General features: G+C 71.4%; 15 protein-coding genes. 5 read left to right on the top strand and 10 right to left on the bottom strand.

The features are described from left to right. Positions 1-109 precede the first annotated feature (109 nt). From HZU84_RS10010 to HZU84_RS09970, 9 genes are read right to left on the bottom strand one after another with little or no spacing between them, the layout of a single operon-like run. Positions 110-2107 carry a sensor histidine kinase gene (locus HZU84_RS10010; RefSeq protein WP_244954323.1) on the bottom strand — a complete coding sequence of 666 codons (1998 nt, stop codon included), beginning with the start codon at positions 2105-2107 and terminating at the stop codon, positions 110-112. Next, positions 2104-3525, bottom strand: coding sequence for a sigma-54-dependent transcriptional regulator (locus HZU84_RS10005; protein ID WP_149504530.1), 1422 nt, complete (start codon positions 3523-3525; stop codon positions 2104-2106). Before HZU84_RS10005 ends, HZU84_RS10010 begins: the two co-directional genes overlap by 4 nt. Before the next feature lie 60 nt (positions 3526-3585). Beyond that, the gene (locus HZU84_RS10000; protein ID WP_149504531.1) at positions 3586-4512 is read right to left on the bottom strand and encodes a formate dehydrogenase accessory sulfurtransferase FdhD; all 927 of its coding nucleotides are present in this window, start codon (positions 4510-4512) and stop codon (positions 3586-3588) included. Between the two features lie 33 nt (positions 4513-4545). After that, positions 4546-4944, bottom strand: a complete 399-nt coding sequence (locus HZU84_RS09995; protein WP_244954324.1) for a hypothetical protein — start codon at positions 4942-4944, stop codon at positions 4546-4548. Then, positions 4941-6080, bottom strand: a complete 1140-nt coding sequence (locus tag HZU84_RS09990; RefSeq protein WP_149504532.1) for a formate dehydrogenase subunit gamma — start codon at positions 6078-6080, stop codon at positions 4941-4943. The genes HZU84_RS09995 and HZU84_RS09990 overlap by 4 nt, the downstream gene beginning before the upstream one ends. A gap of 25 nt (positions 6081-6105) precedes the next feature. Further along, positions 6106-6417: a hypothetical protein gene (locus HZU84_RS09985; RefSeq protein WP_180692882.1), complete on the bottom strand. Its 312-nt coding sequence runs from the start codon at positions 6415-6417 to the stop codon at positions 6106-6108. Further along, complete coding sequence (fdh3B, locus tag HZU84_RS09980) at positions 6414-7019, bottom strand: formate dehydrogenase FDH3 subunit beta (RefSeq protein ID WP_037480250.1); 606 nt, start codon at positions 7017-7019, stop codon at positions 6414-6416. Before fdh3B ends, HZU84_RS09985 begins: the two co-directional genes overlap by 4 nt. Before the next feature lie 9 nt (positions 7020-7028). After that, positions 7029-10025: a formate dehydrogenase subunit alpha gene (locus HZU84_RS09975; protein WP_149504533.1), complete on the bottom strand. Its 2997-nt coding sequence runs from the start codon at positions 10023-10025 to the stop codon at positions 7029-7031. A 39-nt stretch (positions 10026-10064) separates the two neighbouring features. Then, on the bottom strand, positions 10065-10277 hold the full coding sequence (locus tag HZU84_RS09970; protein WP_149504534.1) for a formate dehydrogenase: 213 nt from the start codon (positions 10275-10277) through the stop codon (positions 10065-10067). Between the two features lie 420 nt (positions 10278-10697). On the opposite strand from HZU84_RS09970, the gene HZU84_RS09965 reads away from it, so the two are divergent. From HZU84_RS09965 to mobA, 5 genes are read left to right on the top strand one after another with little or no spacing between them, the layout of a single operon-like run. Next, complete coding sequence (locus HZU84_RS09965; protein WP_149504535.1) at positions 10698-11231, top strand: DUF3305 domain-containing protein; 534 nt, start codon at positions 10698-10700, stop codon at positions 11229-11231. Further along, positions 11228-11833, top strand: a complete 606-nt coding sequence (locus HZU84_RS09960; protein ID WP_149504536.1) for a DUF3306 domain-containing protein — start codon at positions 11228-11230, stop codon at positions 11831-11833. The genes HZU84_RS09965 and HZU84_RS09960 overlap by 4 nt, the downstream gene beginning before the upstream one ends. Continuing rightward, positions 11733-13925, top strand: a complete 2193-nt coding sequence (locus HZU84_RS09955; protein ID WP_149504537.1) for a 4Fe-4S dicluster domain-containing protein — start codon at positions 11733-11735, stop codon at positions 13923-13925. Before HZU84_RS09960 ends, HZU84_RS09955 begins: the two co-directional genes overlap by 101 nt. A 20-nt stretch (positions 13926-13945) precedes the next feature. Next, positions 13946-14581, top strand: a complete 636-nt coding sequence (locus tag HZU84_RS09950; protein WP_149504538.1) for a TorD/DmsD family molecular chaperone — start codon at positions 13946-13948, stop codon at positions 14579-14581. A 14-nt stretch (positions 14582-14595) separates the two neighbouring features. Continuing rightward, complete coding sequence (gene mobA, locus HZU84_RS09945; protein ID WP_149504539.1) at positions 14596-15183, top strand: molybdenum cofactor guanylyltransferase MobA; 588 nt, start codon at positions 14596-14598, stop codon at positions 15181-15183. On the opposite strand, the gene HZU84_RS09940 is transcribed toward mobA, so the two are convergent. Continuing rightward, on the bottom strand, positions 15173-15658 hold the full coding sequence (locus tag HZU84_RS09940) for a YqaA family protein (RefSeq protein ID WP_149504540.1): 486 nt from the start codon (positions 15656-15658) through the stop codon (positions 15173-15175). The two genes, mobA and HZU84_RS09940, sit on opposite strands and share 11 nt — an antisense overlap. Between the last annotated feature and the right edge of the window lie 12 nt (positions 15659-15670).

Below are 15670 nucleotides of genomic sequence, written 5' to 3'. Positions count from 1 at the left end.
TCTTTTTCCCTGCAGATGGAACATCGGACACGGCGGCCCGAATCGACGGACATCATCCTGCCACTGCCGCCATGGTACCTGAGCGATTTTTCCACTTCCATCCGCGACCTCACACCTCGGCTGCGGGCAGATCGATGGTGAACACCGCGCCGCGGGCGGCATCCTGTCCCTCGGGCCGGTTGGCGGCACGCAGCTCGCCGCCGTAGCGCTCGAGCAGGCCGCGGCTGATCCACAGGCCCAGGCCGTTGCCGTCGCGCCGGGTGGTGAAGAAGGGCTGGAACAGCGTCGCGCGCACCGCCTCGCTCAGGCCGGGGCCGGAGTCGCTCACCTCCAGCAGCACCCGGCCGGCCTCGTGGCGCACCGCGATGTCCAGCTCGCGCGCCGGTCCGGTCTCGCCCTGCTCCTGCATCGCCTGGGTGGCGTTGACGATCAGGTTGATCAGCACCTGCTGCAGCTCCTGGCGGTTGATCATGACCGGCGGGGTCGCGCCGGGCGACGCACGCAGCAACAGCCTCACCTGCGCCCGCTCGAGCAGATGGCGCACCAGCACCAGGCTGGCCTGCAGCACCTCGGCCGGATCGAGCGCCTCGGCATAGCCGGCGTACTCGTTCGGCCGGGCCTGCTGCAGCAGCTGCGCGACGATCAGGCGCATGCGCTCGACCTGGCCGTCGATCAGCCGGATCTCGTCGCGGGCGGGCGCGGCGGCCTCGCCCAGCGTCATCTGCAGCAGGTCGAGATTGCCCTGGATGACCGCGATCGGATTGTTGATCTCGTGCGCGATGCTGGCCGCGAGCTGGCCGATCGTGGCCAGGCGCTCGCTGCGCACCAGCTGCTGCTGCGCGGCCTGCAGCGCCGCGGTGCGCTCGGCCACCTTGGCATCAAGCTCCTCGCCCCAGCGCTGCAGCGCGCGGGTCTTGTCGTCGACCGTGTCGAGCAGATGGTCGAGCGTGGCGCCGAGCCGGTCGATCTCGCCGTCGGCCTGCAGCGGCCCGACCCGCGCCGCCTGGCCGGACTCGACCCGCTGCATCGTCTCGGTCATGCGCTCGAGCGGGCGGAAGATGCGCGCGGCCGAGCGCAGCGACCACCAGGCCGCCAGCAGCATCACCACGAAGAACAGCAGCCCGATGCCGGCCAGCACCGCGTACTTCACCACCACGAAGGGCCGCTCGAGAAAGCCGACATACAGCATGCCGACCCGCCGGCCGCTGGCGTCCGCCAGCGGCAGATAGCCCGAGACATACCAGTCCTTGACGACGAAGGCGCGCCCCAGCCAGGTCTCGCCGCGCCCGAGCACCGCCTCGCGCACCGCCGCCGACACCCGGGTGCCGACCGCACGCTCGGCCTGCGGGTCGCCGAACAGCCGCACATTGGTGCTGATGCGCACGTCGTCGAGGAAGAGCGTCGCGGTGCCCTGGCTGCCGAAGGCCAGCGCGCCGTCCGGATAGACGATCCGGTTGATGTGGTCGATGACGCCCAGATTGCGGTTGAGCAGCACGCCGCCCTGCAGCCAGCCGATCGTGGCGCCGGCGGCGTTCTCGATGCGCGCCTGCGCGATCAGCACCAGGCCGCGCGATTCGGTGACCCGGTCGCTCGGGACCGCACCGTCGGAGTCGACCAGCGCGATGTGCGCACGCTCGGCCAGACCCGGCGCCAGCGCCTCGAGCTGCGCAGCCTCCATCACCGCCACCACCGCCTCGGCGGCCGCGGCGCCCGAGGCAGCACCGGCCGCGGCCACCGCCTCGGGCGCCTGCGGCGGCAGCATGCGCAGGAAATCGAGCCGGTGCCGGACCTGCTCGCGCGCCAGCAGCGCGGCCAGCGCCGTCTCGCGCTCGGCCGGCAGCGTCAGCGCCAGCGTGCGCACCAGCCGATGCGAGCTGGCCACCGCCTGCGTGCCGCTGCCGACCTCCGCCTGCACCCGGTCGAAATAGCCCTGCGCGACCGCCAGGTCGGCGCGCACCCGGCCCGAGAGCAGCAGGTCGATGGCCTGGTTGCCCCACAGCAGCAGGATCAGCCCGAGCAGCGGCAGCACGCCCAGCAGCGGCACCAGCGTCAGCGCCAGCAGCCGGGTGCGGATCGAGCCGGCGCCGGCCGCGCGCACGGCCGTCACTGCGCCTCGGCGGCCCATTCGGCGACGCGCCGCTCCAGCGTGCGCCGCGAGATGCCCAGCAGCTGCGCCGCCCGGCCCTTGTCGCCCTGCACCGAGGCCAGCACGCCCAGGATGTGGCGCCGCTCCAGCGTCTGCAGGTCGGTCGGCCCGCCGGCGGCGCCCGGCGCATGCACCTCGGCCGGCTCCGGACCCGAGGCGGCCGGCGCCGGATAGAGCGCGGTCACGTTGATGCGCCCGAGGATCAGCGAGCGCTCGACGAAGTTGCGCAGCTCGCGCACATTGCCGGGCCAGTCGTACTGCTGCAGGTAGCGCAGCTCGTCGGCATCGAGCCGCAGCGGCGCGGCGCCGAGCTGCGGCGCCAGCAGCGCGACGAAATGCTCGAACAGCAGGCCGAGATCGCCGCGGTGCTCGCGCAGCGGCGGCAGCGCGATCTCCACCACCTGCAGCCGGTAGTACAGATCCTTGCGGAAGCGCCCGGCGGCCACCTCGGCGGCCAGATCACGCTCGCTGGCGGCCACCAGCCGCACATCGACCGGAATCTTCTGCCGGCTGCCGGCCGGGCGCATCTGGCGCTCCTCGATCACCCGCAGCAGGCTGGCCTGCACCGGCAGCGGCAGCTCGGAAATCTCGTCGAGAAAGAGCGTGCCGCCCTGGGCGTAGTGGAAGAGACCGTCGCGGGCCTGGTCGGCGCCGGGAACGGCATCGGCGAAGGCGCCGGGCGCATGGCCGAACAGCTCGCTCTCGAGCGCCTCGGCCGACAGGCCGGTGCAGTGCAGCCGCACGAAGGGCGCGCCGGACCGGGCGCTGCCGCGGTGCAGGGTCTGCGCGGCCAGCTCCTTGCCGGTGCCGGACTCGCCGCGCAGCAGCACCGGCGCATTGACCGGCGCGACCCGCGCCAGCGCATCGATCAGCGCACGCATCGCCGGCGAGCGGCCGACGAACTCGGGCAGCTCGCGCGGCTGCTGGGCCAGGCGGTGGCGCAGCAGCCAGTTCTCGCGCGCCAGCTGCGAGCGGCTCATGCCCTGCTGGACCGCGTTGAGGATCTGCGCGACCCGGAAGGGCTTGAGCAGGAAGTCGGAGGCACCGGCCCGCAGCGCCTCGATCGCGGTGTCGAGATCGGCGAACGCGGTGATCAGGATCACCTCGCCGGCATGGCCCTGCGCGCGCAGCTCGCGCAGCCAGGCCAGGCCGCTCAGGCCCGGCAGCGTGATGTCCAAGATGACCAGGTCATAGCGGTGCGCGGCCACCAGGTCGCGCCCGGCCTCGGCGCTGTCGACCGCATCGACCCGGCCGAAGCGCGGCGCCAGCGCACGCGACAGGAAATGGCGCATGCCCTGCTCGTCATCGACGATCAGCACCGCCGCATGGGGCCAGGCCGGTTCGGCAGCGGGGGACAGGAGGTCGGCGGAATCGGACATGGGCGGCAGACAGCAGGCAGCGCGTGGGCCGCCGCACTGTAGCGCAGGCCGGCGACCGGATCAGCCGGCAACGACCCGCACCGGCGCGCGCTGCGGCTCCGGCTCGGAGTCGAAGCGATCGAAGCCGGTGTAGCAGAGGAAATGCCGGTTGGCGGCGCGACCGAACAGCGTCATGCCCAGGCGCGCGGCCAGGTCGTGGCCCATCTGGGTCACGCCGTTGCGCGAGACGATGATCGGCACGCCCATGTGCGCCGACTTCATCACCATCTCGCTGGTCAGCCGGCCGGTGGTGTAGAAGACCTTGTCGCCGCCGTCGATGCCGTGCAGCGCCATCCAGCCGGAAATGGTGTCGATCGCGTTGTGGCGGCCGACATCCTCGACGAACATCAGCCGCTCGCGGCCGTCGGCCGAGAACAGCGCGCAGCCGTGCACCGAGCCGGCGCGGCGGTGGATGCTGTCGGTCTGGCGCATCGTCTCGAGCATCGCCACCAGCGCGCCCTGGCGCAGGCGCGCCTGCTCGGGCGCCGGCAGCCGGATGCCGTCGACCTGCGCCATCAGGTCGCCGAAGACGGTGCCCTGCCCGCAGCCGGTGGTGACCACCCGGCGGCCGGTGCGCGCGTCCAGATCGGCGATGCCGGCGCGGGTGCGCACCGCCGCCGCGCCGACCTCCCAGTCGACGGTGATCGACTCGATCTCGTCGGGCGAGGCGATCAGGCGCTGGTTGCGCAGCCAGCCCAGCACCAGCAGCTCGGGCATCGCGCCCAGCGTCATCAGCGTGACCAGCTCGCGGCGGTCGACGAAGACGGTCAGCGCCTGCTCGGCCGGAATCGCGATCGTGCGACGCACGCCGTATTCGTCCATCACCTCGATCTCGCGCAGCAGCGGCAGCCGCGCGTCGGTCATGCGCGGCGCGACCGGAACCGGGGCCGAGGGAACGGCCGGCTGCACCCCGGCAGGATCAGGCAGCGCGTGCGACAGGGCGGGCATGGCAGAGGGCTCCGGACAGCGAAGGACGCGGGATCAGGGCTTGCTGGCAGCGGCCACCGGCGCAGCCGGAGCAGCCACCGCTGCCGCTGCCACCGGCACGGCCGGCGCCGAGGCGGCTGCCGCCGGCGCGGGCACGAAGGCGCCCGGATCGGTGCAGGGCGGCGTCTCGGTGGCCGGGCGGACCTCCTTGCCGGCGCTCCGGGCGCGGGCGCGGTAGTCCGCGGCGACCTTGTCCATCGCCAGGCAGAGCTTGTAGGCAGCGACCTTGTCGCCGTGCGCGCCGCGGGCCTTGGTCTCCTCGGCCTTGGCCTTGGCCTCCTCGGACAGCGGCGGCAGCTTGGCCAGGGCCGGCGCGGCCAGCACCGAGAGCATCAGCGGCAGGGCAGCCAGGGAGACCGCGAGGGAAACCGCGGAGGAAGGGGTGCGCTTCATGCGGAGGGACTCGTCTGAGGTGAGCGGGGAGCGGCGGAGCTGGCGACCGGCTTCGAGCGCACGGCCGGGATCTTGCCCGCCTTGATGTCGTCGTACCAGAGCTCGTGGTGCTCGCGCGCCCAGCCCTCGTCGACATAGCCGGTCTTCATCGCGGCATAGGCGCCCTTCATGCCGATGGTGCCCATGTAGATGTGGCCGAGCAGGACCGCCATCATCAGGATCGCGGCGACCGCATGGACCATGTGCGCGACCTGCATCTCGCTGCGCAGCTCGCCCCAGCCGGGCACCAGGTGGTCGAGCACCAGGCCGGAGGCCACGACCACCACGCCCGGCACCGTCACGCCCCACCAGAACATGCCCTTCTCGCCGGCATTGAAGCGGTGCGAGGGCACCTCCTGGTCGCCGAACATGCCGCCGGCCTTCGACAGCCAGACGAAGTCGGCGCGGTTGGCGATGTTGTCGCGCACGAAGACCAGGATCACCACCAGCAGCGACACCGCGAACAGCGGGCCGGCGAAGTTGTGGACATTCTTCAGCACGAAGGTCAGCGCCCCGAAGACCGTGTGCCCGACCAGCGGCAGCAGGAAGAACTTGCCGAAGGCCATCACGATGCCCGACAGCGCCAGCGCGACGAAGGCGGCGGCATTGACCCAGTGCGCCGCACGCTCCAGCGGGGTGAAGCGCTCGATCATGCGGCCGGTGTCGGGCTGGTGGCCGCCCAGCGCGCCCTTGCGCCAGTAGAACAGGCCGATGGCCAGACTGACGATCAGCAGCAGCGAGCCGCCATAGGGCAGGATCCACTGGTTGCGCACCTGGCGCCAGGCCTCGCCGGCGGTGGTCAGGCGCGAGCCGGGATACTGCACCTGCGACTGGATCAGCACGCCCTTCTCGGCGCCGGGCAGCGAGCTGTAGCCGGCCTGCTGGCCGGAGTCGCGCACGCCGCGCCAGAACGGCGCGTTGTTGCCGGGCTGGGCGCGGGCGCGCTCGGCCTGGGTGTCGTCCGGGCGCGGTACGGGAGCGGCATCGGCTGCGGCCGATGCCGCAGCGGCGGGTGCAGCCGGCTCGGCGGCCAGCGCGGCCGGCTGCGCCAGCAGCGCCGCGGCCGCCAGCAGCAGGGAGGAAATCAGGCGGGACATGGCGGGGCTCCTCGCGGCGTCGGCCTCAGGGCTGGCTGGCGGCCGGCGCCGGCAGCGTCGCATTGCCGGCAGCACCGGGGCCGGACACGCCGGTGCGGGCGTATTCGTTCTGGCGCTGACCGCGCTGGCGGATCTGCTCCTGCCAGGCGCTCTGGTCGCCGCCCTGCCAGCCACTGGCGCCGAAGCCGCCCGGCTTGCCGCTCCAGGGAGAGGCGTCAGGGGCCTTGACCTGCAGCTCCTGGGCACGCTCGCCGCAGCCGCCCAGCAGCAGGCCCAGACCGGCCAGCAGCACCGCGCCCAGCGCACGACGCGCAGCGGGATGGCGATGCGCGCTCACGACTTCACCTCCGCCTTGGGCTGGCCGTAGGCGGTGCCCCAGCCCCAGACCTCGCTGCCCTTGCCGCGCTGGATCACGCGGGTGCGGAAGATGTCGGCCACCACGTCGCCGTCGCCGCCCAGCAGCGCCTTGGTCGAGCACATCTCGGCGCAGGCGGGCAGCTTGCCCTCGCTCAGGCGGTTGCGGCCGTACTTCTCGTTCTCGGCGGCCGAGCCGTTCTCCTCGGGGCCGCCGGCGCAGAAGGTGCACTTGTCCATCTTGCCGCGCAGGCCGAAGGTGCCGTTGCTCGGGAACTGCGGCGCGCCGAACGGGCAGGCGTAGCTGCAGTAGCCGCAGCCGATGCAGACGTCCTTGTCGTGCAGCACCACGCCCTCGTCGGTGCGGTAGAAGCAGTCGACCGGGCAGACCGCCATGCACGGCGCGTCCGAGCAGTGCATGCAGGCCACCGAGATCGACTTCTCGCCCGGCAGGCCGTCGTTGAGGGTGACGACGCGGCGGCGGTTCACGCCCCAGGGCACGTCATGCTCGGCCTTGCAGGCGGTGACGCAGCCGTTGCACTCGATGCAGCGCTCCGAGTCGCAGATGAATTTCATTCGGGCCATGGGTGCTCCTCAGGCTGCCTTCTCGATCTGGCAGACCGTCGTCTTGGTTTCCTGCATCATCGTGACGCTGTCGTAGCCGTAGGTGGTGGCGGTGTTGATCGCCTCGCCGCGCACCACCGGCATCGCGCCCTCGGGGTAGTAGGGCGCCATGTCGATGCCGCCCCAGCGGCCCGAGAAGTGGAAGGGCAGCCAGACGGTGTCGGCATCCACCCGCTCGGTCACCAGCGCCTTGACGCGCAGGCCCTTGAAGTCGGGCAGCGCCGCCATCGGCGGGGTCTTCACCCAGACCCAGTCGCCGTTGCGGATGCCGCGGTCGTTGGCCGCCTTCGGGTTGATCTCGACGAACATCTCCTGCTGCAGCTCGGCCAGCCAGGGGTTGGAGCGGGTCTCCTCGCCGCCGCCCTCGTACTCGACCAGACGGCCGCTGGACATGATCAGCGGGAAGCTCTTGCCCACGTCGCGGTTCTTCTCCTGCACCGACCTGTAGAGCGTGGGCAGGCGCCAGAAGGCCTTCTTGTCGTCGTGCGTCGGGTACTTGTCGATCAGGTCCGGACGGGTCGAGAACAGCGGCTCGCGGTGCTGCGGAATCGGATCGGGGAAGTTCCAGACCACCGCACGGGCCCGGGCATTGCCGAACGGGTGGCAGCCATGCACCTTCATCGCGACGCGGATGATGCCGCCCGACGGATCGGTCTTCCAGTTCTTGCCTTCGGCCGCGGCCTTCTCGGTCTCGGTCAGGTCATCCCACCAGCCGAGCTTCTTCAGCAGCAGGTGATCGAACTCGGGATAGCCGGTGGTGAGGTCGGCGCCCAGCGAATGCGAGCCGTCGCCGGCGAGCAGCGACTGGCCGTCGCGCTCGACGCCGAAGTTGGCGCGGAAGTTGCCGCCGCCGTCCATGACGTGCTTGCTGGTGTCGTAGAGGTTGGGCGAGCCGGGGTGCTTCATCTCCGGCGTGCCGAAGCACGGCCAGGGCAGGCCGAAATAGTCGCCGTCCAGCGAATAGCCGCTTTCCTTGTCGATGCCGCCCTTGGCCTTGAGCGTGCGCACGTCGAAGACATGCATGTTGCGCATGTGCGCCTTCAGCCGCTCCGGGCTGTGGCCGGTGTAGCCGATGGTCCAGACCGAGCGGTTGATCTCGCGCAGGATGGACTCGGTCTCGGGCTCGAGCATGCCGCCCTTGCCCGGCACCATCTTGTAGTTCTGCACCAGCTCCTTGCCGAAGCCGAGCTTGTCGGCGAGCTGCACCATGATCATGTGATCGGTGCGCGACTCCCACAGCGGCTCGATGACCTTCTCGCGCCACTGCACCGAGCGATTCGACGCGGTACACGAACCCGAAGTCTCGAACTGCGTACACGCCGGCAGCAGATAGACCGCGCGGTTCGGGTTCAGGTCGTCCTTGTTCATCGGCGGCATCGCCGCCATCGCCGCGGTGGCGCTCGGGAAGGGATCGATGACGACCAGCAGGTCCAGCTTGTCCATCGCCTTCTTCATCTCGAGACCGCGGGTCTGCGAGTTCGGCGCATGGCCCCAGAAGATCAGGCCGCGCAGATTGCTGTCCTGATCGATCAGCTCGTTCTTCTCGAGCACGCCGTCGATCCAGCGCGAGACCGTCATGCCGGACTTGGTCATCATGCCCGGCGCGTACTGCTTCTTGATCCACTCGAAGTCGACGCCCCAGACCTTGGCGAAGTGCTTCCACGCGCCCTCGGCCAGGCCGTAGTAGCCCGGCAGCGAGTCGGGGTTGGGACCGACGTCGGTGGCGCCCTGCACATTGTCGTGGCCGCGGAAGATGTTGGTGCCACCGCCCGACTTGCCGACATTGCCCAGCGCCAGCTGCAGCAGGCACGACGCCCGCACGATCGCGTTGCCGATGGTGTGCTGCGTCTGGCCCATGCACCAGACGATGGTGCCGGGGCGGTTCTCGGCCAGGATCTTCGCGACCTTGTAGGTGGTGGCCTCGTCGACGCCGCAGGCCTCCTGCACCTTGTCCGGCGTCCACTTGGTCAGCACCTCCTCGCGGACCTTGTCCATGCCCCAGACACGGTCCTCCAGGTATTTCTTGTCTTCCCAGCCGTTCTTGAAGATGTGGTGCATCACCCCGAACAGGAAGGGAATGTCCGAGCCCGAGCGGATGCGCACATACTCGTCCGCCTTGGCCGCGGTGCGGGTGAAGCGCGGATCGACCACGATCATCTTGCAGCCGCGCTCCTTGGCATGGAGCATGTGCAGCATCGACACCGGGTGCGCTTCCGCCGCGTTCGACCCGATGTAGATCGCCGCACGGGCGTTCTGCATGTCGTTGTACGAGTTCGTCATCGCGCCGTAGCCCCAGGTGTTGGCGACGCCGGCGACGGTGGTCGAGTGGCAGATGCGGGCCTGGTGGTCGGTGTTGTTCGAGCCCCAGAAGCTGATCCACTTGCGCAGCAGGTAGGCCTGCTCGTTGTTGTGCTTGCTCGAGCCCACGACGAACAGCGAGTCCGGGCCGCTCTGCTTCTTCAGCTCGAGCAGGCGCGCGCTGATCTCGCCGAGCGCCTGGTCCCAGGAGATGCGCTGGTACTTGCCGTCGACCAGCTTCATCGGGTATTTGAGGCGGTACTCGCCGTGGCCGTGCTCGCGCAGCGCCGCGCCCTTGGCGCAGTGCGCGCCCATGTTGATCGGCGAGTCGAACACCGGCTCCTGGCGCACCCAGACGCCGTTCTCGACCACCGCGTCGACCGCGCAGCCCACCGAGCAGTGGCCGCAGACGGTGCGCCTGACCTCGACCTTGCCGGTGCCGGTCAGCGCGGTGCGCGCCGACTCGGAGGCGTCGGCGCGCTTGACCAGCGTCAGCTGCGAGGCGGCCAGGCCGGCGCCCACGCCCAGGCCGGAGCGGCGCAGGAAGCTGCGGCGGTCCAGCGTCGGAATCGCACGCTGCAGACCGCGGGCCAGGCTGGAGACGAGAGAAGAAGGGGCGGCGCCGGCCGCGGGGGCGGCAGTCGGCGTCGAACGGCGGGTCAGCAGCATGTCGATGTCTCCGGGATCCTCAGACTCAGGCTCGGCCGCTCAGACGCGGGCAGTGCGGTAGTAGCGCTGCACATGCTCCGACAGCTGGTAGCCGCCGCCGCTCGAGGGCGCCGGTGCGGCGGGCTCGGCCGGTGCGGCCACCGGGCGGGACGTGCCCGGCAGCACCGCCGCCACGGCGGCCAGCGCGCCAACGGTGCCGGCAGCGGCGAAGACACGGCGGCGGGTCGGCGCGGGGCGGTCGGAAGGGCTCATCACGGAACTCCGGACAGGTCGGATGGAAGGGGGAAAAAGGGATTCAGGCAGGTCGATGCCGGCGCGATCAGGGATTGGCCGAGCCTGCGAGCGAAGGATTGAACCGTATTGGGCGGAGCCTATGCAAGCGCGGCAATAAGGGTTGTCACGCAGCGCGTGCCAGGGCAATCGCGACATTTTGTCGCTGGTGTCGCGACAATCTGTCGCATCAGTTTGCTGCAGCCTGCCAGGCCTCTGGGATTTTCCTGCCGAAACCGGTTGCGCAGAATGTCGCCGCGCCGCTGGCAATTCGTCGCAGGGCAGCATCCGAAGGCACGAAAAAACATCGGGGCCCGCTGTCGTCGAATCGATACAAACCCTTGATCCGCAGCAAGACCGGGTGGCCGGCGCTAGACTGCCCGCCTTTGCCGACCCTCCGCCATGACCCAGCCCACCGATGACAGCCCGCCCGCGCCGCCCGAGATCCGGGTCGCGGTGGTGATCGAGCGCCATGCACGCCCCAGCGTCTGGGAGGAATGGAGATTCTCGCTGGCCGAGGTGCTGATCGACGAGGGCCAGTGGGGAAACCAGCCCCGCTGCCTGCGCGACGACGGCCAGCGCGCGAGTTTCCTGTACCCGGGTTTCCCGGTGCGCCTGCACCGCGACGAGGGCGAGGGTTATTACCTGAACCTGAGCTCGGGCGCGCCGGTCTGGTTCGTGATGTGGCGCATCGATGACGAGAATGCGTCGCAGGCGGCGCCGGAAACCGTGACGCTGTCCTACAACGAGGCCGGGCGGCTGCTCGACGCGCAGGAGCGGGTCGACAACCTGCCGCTGCCCGAAGCGGTGCGCGCCTGGCTGCAGGCCTGGACCGACGCCAACTACCGGCCCGAGCCGAAGAAGCGCCGCCGGCCAGCCTCCTTCGTCGATCCGGCGCGGCGCGGGCCTGGCGGCGACACGCCGGGATGCGCATGAGCACCGGCGAAGGCTTCTTCTCGCGCTGGTCGCAGCGCAAGGTGCAGGTGCGCCAGGGCGAGGCGCCGCCCGAGCCGGTCCACGCAGCCGTGCCCGCGCCGGCACCTGCGCAGCCGCCCGCTCCGGCGACCGCCGCGTCCGTCCCGGCCCCGGCCGAACCCGCGCTGCCACCGCCGACGCTCGACGAGGTCGCGCGCCTGCCCGAAGGCGCGGAGGTCGCGCGCTTCGTCGCCCGCGGCGTCGATCCGTCGGTGAAGAACGCCGCGCTGAAGAAGCTCTTCGCAGATCCGCATTTCAATGTGATGGACGGTCTGGACATCTACATCGACGACTACGGCCGGCCCGACCCGCTGCCGGCGGCGATGCTGCGCCAGATGGCGCAGTCGCGCTTCCTGGGCCTGTTCGAGGAGGACAGGCCCGCCACCGCCCCCGAATCCCTTGCCGACGCCACGCCCGGCGCCCTGCCCGATGAAAACCCTGATCTGCGACTGCAACCGAACGATGCCGCTGGACACGGCGGCGATCGCCCGCGCGCTGGCGACGACCCCGGGCGCCCGCTCCGAGGGCCTGGAGACGACGCACAGCCTGCTGTGCCGGCGTGAGGCGCCGGCCTTCCAGCGCGCGGCCAAGGCGGTCGGCCCGGGCGACCGGCTGATCGTCGCCTGCACGCAGGAGGCGCGGCTGTTCACCGAGCTGAACGACGCCACCGCCGGTGCCACGCCGGTGGTCGAGCGGCCGATCCGCTTCGTCAATCTGCGCGAGACCGGCGGCTGGTCGCGCGACGCGAAGGCGGCCACGCCGAAGATGGCGGCGCTGATCGCGGCGGCGCAATTGCCCGATCCGGCGCCGGTGCCGGGCGTGGGCTACCGCTCGGCCGGGCGCTGCCTGGTGGTGGGCGATGCTGACGGCGCGCAGCGCGCCGGCGCGCTGCTGGCCGATCGGCTCGAGGTCACGCTGCTGATCGACGGCGCGGCGGGCACGGGCATGGGCTCCGGCGCGCTGGCGCAGCGCCGCGACCTGCCGCTGTTCGCCGGCCGGCTCACCCGGGTGACCGGCTGGCTCGGTGCCTTCGAGGTGCAGTGGTCGTCCGCCAACCCGATCGACCTCGACCTCTGCACCCGCTGCAACGCCTGCCTGGACGCCTGCCCCGAGGGCGCGATCGACTTCAGCTACCAGATCGACCTGTCACGCTGCGGCGGCCACCGCGACTGCGTGCGCGTCTGCGACGCGGCGGCGGCGATCGACTTCGAGCGCGCGCCGCTGCACACCGACGAGCGCTTCGACCTGATCCTGGACCTCCGCGCCACGCCCGCCTTCAGCCAGCACCAGCCGCCGCAGGGCTACTTCCATGTGCCGCCGGGCAGTCGGCAGGCCGCCGCGCTGGGCGAGGCGGTGCTGAAGCTGCGCGAGCTGGTGGGCGAGTTCGACAAGCCGAAGTTCTTCCGCTACGAGCAGCGGCTGTGCGCGCACAGCCGCAACGAGCAAATCGGCTGCAGCGCCTGCATCGACGTGTGCTCCACGAGCGCGATCCGCAGCGACGCCTCGCGCAAGGGCAAGGCGAAGACCGAGGCGGCCGGCGGCATCGTCGTCGAGCCGCATCTGTGCGCCGGCTGCGGTGCCTGCACCACCGTCTGCCCGAGCGGCGCGCTGTCCTTCGCCTATCCCGGCCCGGTCGATCAGGGCCGGCGGCTGCAGCGCCTGCTGGCGACCTATGCCAAGGCCGGCGGCCGCGATGCGATGCTGCTGTTCCACAGCGAAGGCGCGGGCGCGACGCTGATCGACGAGCTGGGCCGCGCCGCGCGGGTCGACCGCGACATCCAGGGCGTGCCGGCACGCGTGATCCCGCTGGCGCTGTGGCACACCGCCAGCGTCGGCATCGACCTGTGGCTGGCCGCGATCGCGCAGGGCGCCAGCCAGGTCCGCGTGCTGCTGACCGCCGAGGAGGCGCCCGAATACCGCGACGCGCTGGCCGCGCAGATGGCGCAGGCGCAGGCCATCCTGCACGGCCTGGGTTATGCCGGCGAGCACCTCGGCCTGATCGAGGCCCGCGACGCCCGCGACCTGGCCGCGCTGGACGCGGCGCTGCGGGTGGCGCCGGCGCAGGGCGTGGCGCAGCCGACCGCCGTGATCGCGCAGGCCGACAAGCGCGCCACGCTCGACGTGATGCTCGACCACCTGCTGGCGCAAGCGCCGCACCGCGCCGAGCGCGCGGCGGCGCAGGCCAAGCCGATCGCGCTGCCGGCGGCGGGCAGCGCCTTCGGTGCGGTGGTGGTCGATGCCGACAAGTGCACGCTGTGCCTGAGCTGCGTCGGCGCCTGCCCGGAGAACGCGCTGGGCGACAACCCCGAGAAGCCGCAGCTGCGCTTCACCGAGCGCGCCTGCGTGCAGTGCGGCCTGTGCGCCACCACCTGCCCGGAGCAGGCGATCACGCTGGTGCCGCGCCTGTGGCTGGCCGACGAGGGCCGCGCGCGGCGCCAGCCCCGCGTGCTGCACGAGGTCGAACCCTACCGCTGCATCCGCTGCAGCAAGCCCTTCGGCACGCTGAAGGCCATCGAGACGATGATCGGCAAGCTCGCCGGCCACCCGGCCTTCCAGGGTGCCGGCGCCGAGCGGCTGAAGATGTGCGGCGACTGCCGCGTCATCGACCTGCACAGCCGGACCGACGAGGTCCGCATCACCGATCTGCCCCGCTGAGACCCGAGGTCCGTTTCCCCATGAAAGCCCACGAGATCCGCGCGCTGAGCTTCGCCAGCGCCGACGACGCCGAGGAACTGGCCCGCGCCGAGCTGTACGGCCTGCTGGCCCGGCTGTGGTTCGCGCCGCCGGATGCGGCGCTGCTGCAGCAGTTCCGCGTCGCCGTCACCGAGGCGCCCGAGGCCGGCGGCTTCCTGGAGGCGCCGTGGCAGGCGCTGGTGGCCGCGATGCGCGCGACCACGCCGCAGGCCGCCGCCGCCGAGTTCGACGCGCTGTTCGGCGGCGTCGGCAAGCCGGAGGTGTTTGTCTACGGCTCCTTCTACCTGGCGGGCTTCCTCAACGAGAAGCCGCTGGCGGCGCTGCGCGGCGACCTGGCCGCGCTCGGCCTGGCCCGCGACGAGACGCGCGGCGAGACCGAGGACCACATCGCCGGCGTCTTCGAGGTGATGCGCTTCCTGATCGCCGGCGACGACATCGCGGTGTGCAACCTCGAGCAGCAGCGCCGCTTCTTCCGCGCCCATGTGCAGACCTGGGTCGAGCGCCTGTGCGACGTGGTCGAGGCCCATCCGCAGGCGCTGCTGTGGCGCCATGTCGGCGCGATGACGCGCGCCTTCGTGCAGGTCGAGGCCCAGGGCTTCGACCTGCTGGAACTGTGAAGGGAGCCGGCACGATGATCGATCCGCAGGACATCACCGGCCTGATCCTGGCCGGCGGGCGCGGCAGCCGCATGGGCGGCGTCGACAAGGGGCTGCAGAACTACCAGGGCCTGCCGCTGGCGCTGCACGCGCTGATGCGGCTGCAGCCGCAGGTCGGCAGCGTGATGGTCAATGCCAACCGCAACCTGGGCGCCTACGAATCCTTCGGCGTGCCGGTCTGGCCGGATGCCGACAGCGACTTTCCCGGCCCGCTGGCCGGCTTCCTGGCCGGGCTGGAGCGCTGCGAGACGCCCTACCTGATGACGGTGCCGTGCGACTCGCCGCGCTTTCCGCTCGACCTGGTGGCGCGGCTGGCCGAGGCGATGCATGCGCAGCAGGCCGATCTGGCGATGGCGGTGACCCGCGAGGCCGACGGGCGCGAGCAGCCGCATCCGGTCTTCTGCCTGATGCGGGCCTCGCTGATGGACAGCCTGGTGGCCTTCATGGCCGGCGGGCAGCGCCGCATCGACCGCTGGACCGGCCAGCACCGCTGCGCGAACGTGCTGTTCGAGGACGACCGCGCCTTCTTCAACGCCAACACGCCCGAGGATCTCAGGGCGTGAACTGCCCCGGAAACACCCACAGCAGCGCCGCCGTCATCACCAGATAGCGGCCGAACTTGCCGATCGCCATGTAGAAGACGCAGGGCCAGAAAGGCAGGCGCAGCCAGCCGGCGACCGCACACAGCGGATCGCCCACGCCCGGCAGCCAGCTCAGCAGGCAGGCCTTCGGGCCGAAGCGGCGCAGCATCGCCAGCGCGCGGTGCTCGGTGGCGGGCCGGTGCGCGACCTGCTCCCAGGCCTTCTCGGCGCCGAAGCCCATCCACCAGGAAATCGCCCCGCCGAGCGTGTTGCCGACGGTGGCCACGCCCACCGCAGGCCAGAACAGCGTCGGGTCGAGCTTGACCAGCCCGAAGACCGCCGGCTCCGAGCCCAGCGGCAGCAGCGTGGCCGAGATCAGCGAGACGATGAAGACGGTGCTCAGCCCGAACTTCGGCAGGGCCAGTGCGGCCAGCAGGGACTCGATCCAGATTTCCATGGCCCGGATTCT

Source organism: Sphaerotilus sulfidivorans, assembly GCF_013426975.1.
Lineage (GTDB): Bacteria > Pseudomonadota > Gammaproteobacteria > Burkholderiales > Burkholderiaceae_C > Sphaerotilus > Sphaerotilus sulfidivorans.
This window is presented reverse-complemented; position numbering and strand designations above follow the sequence as displayed.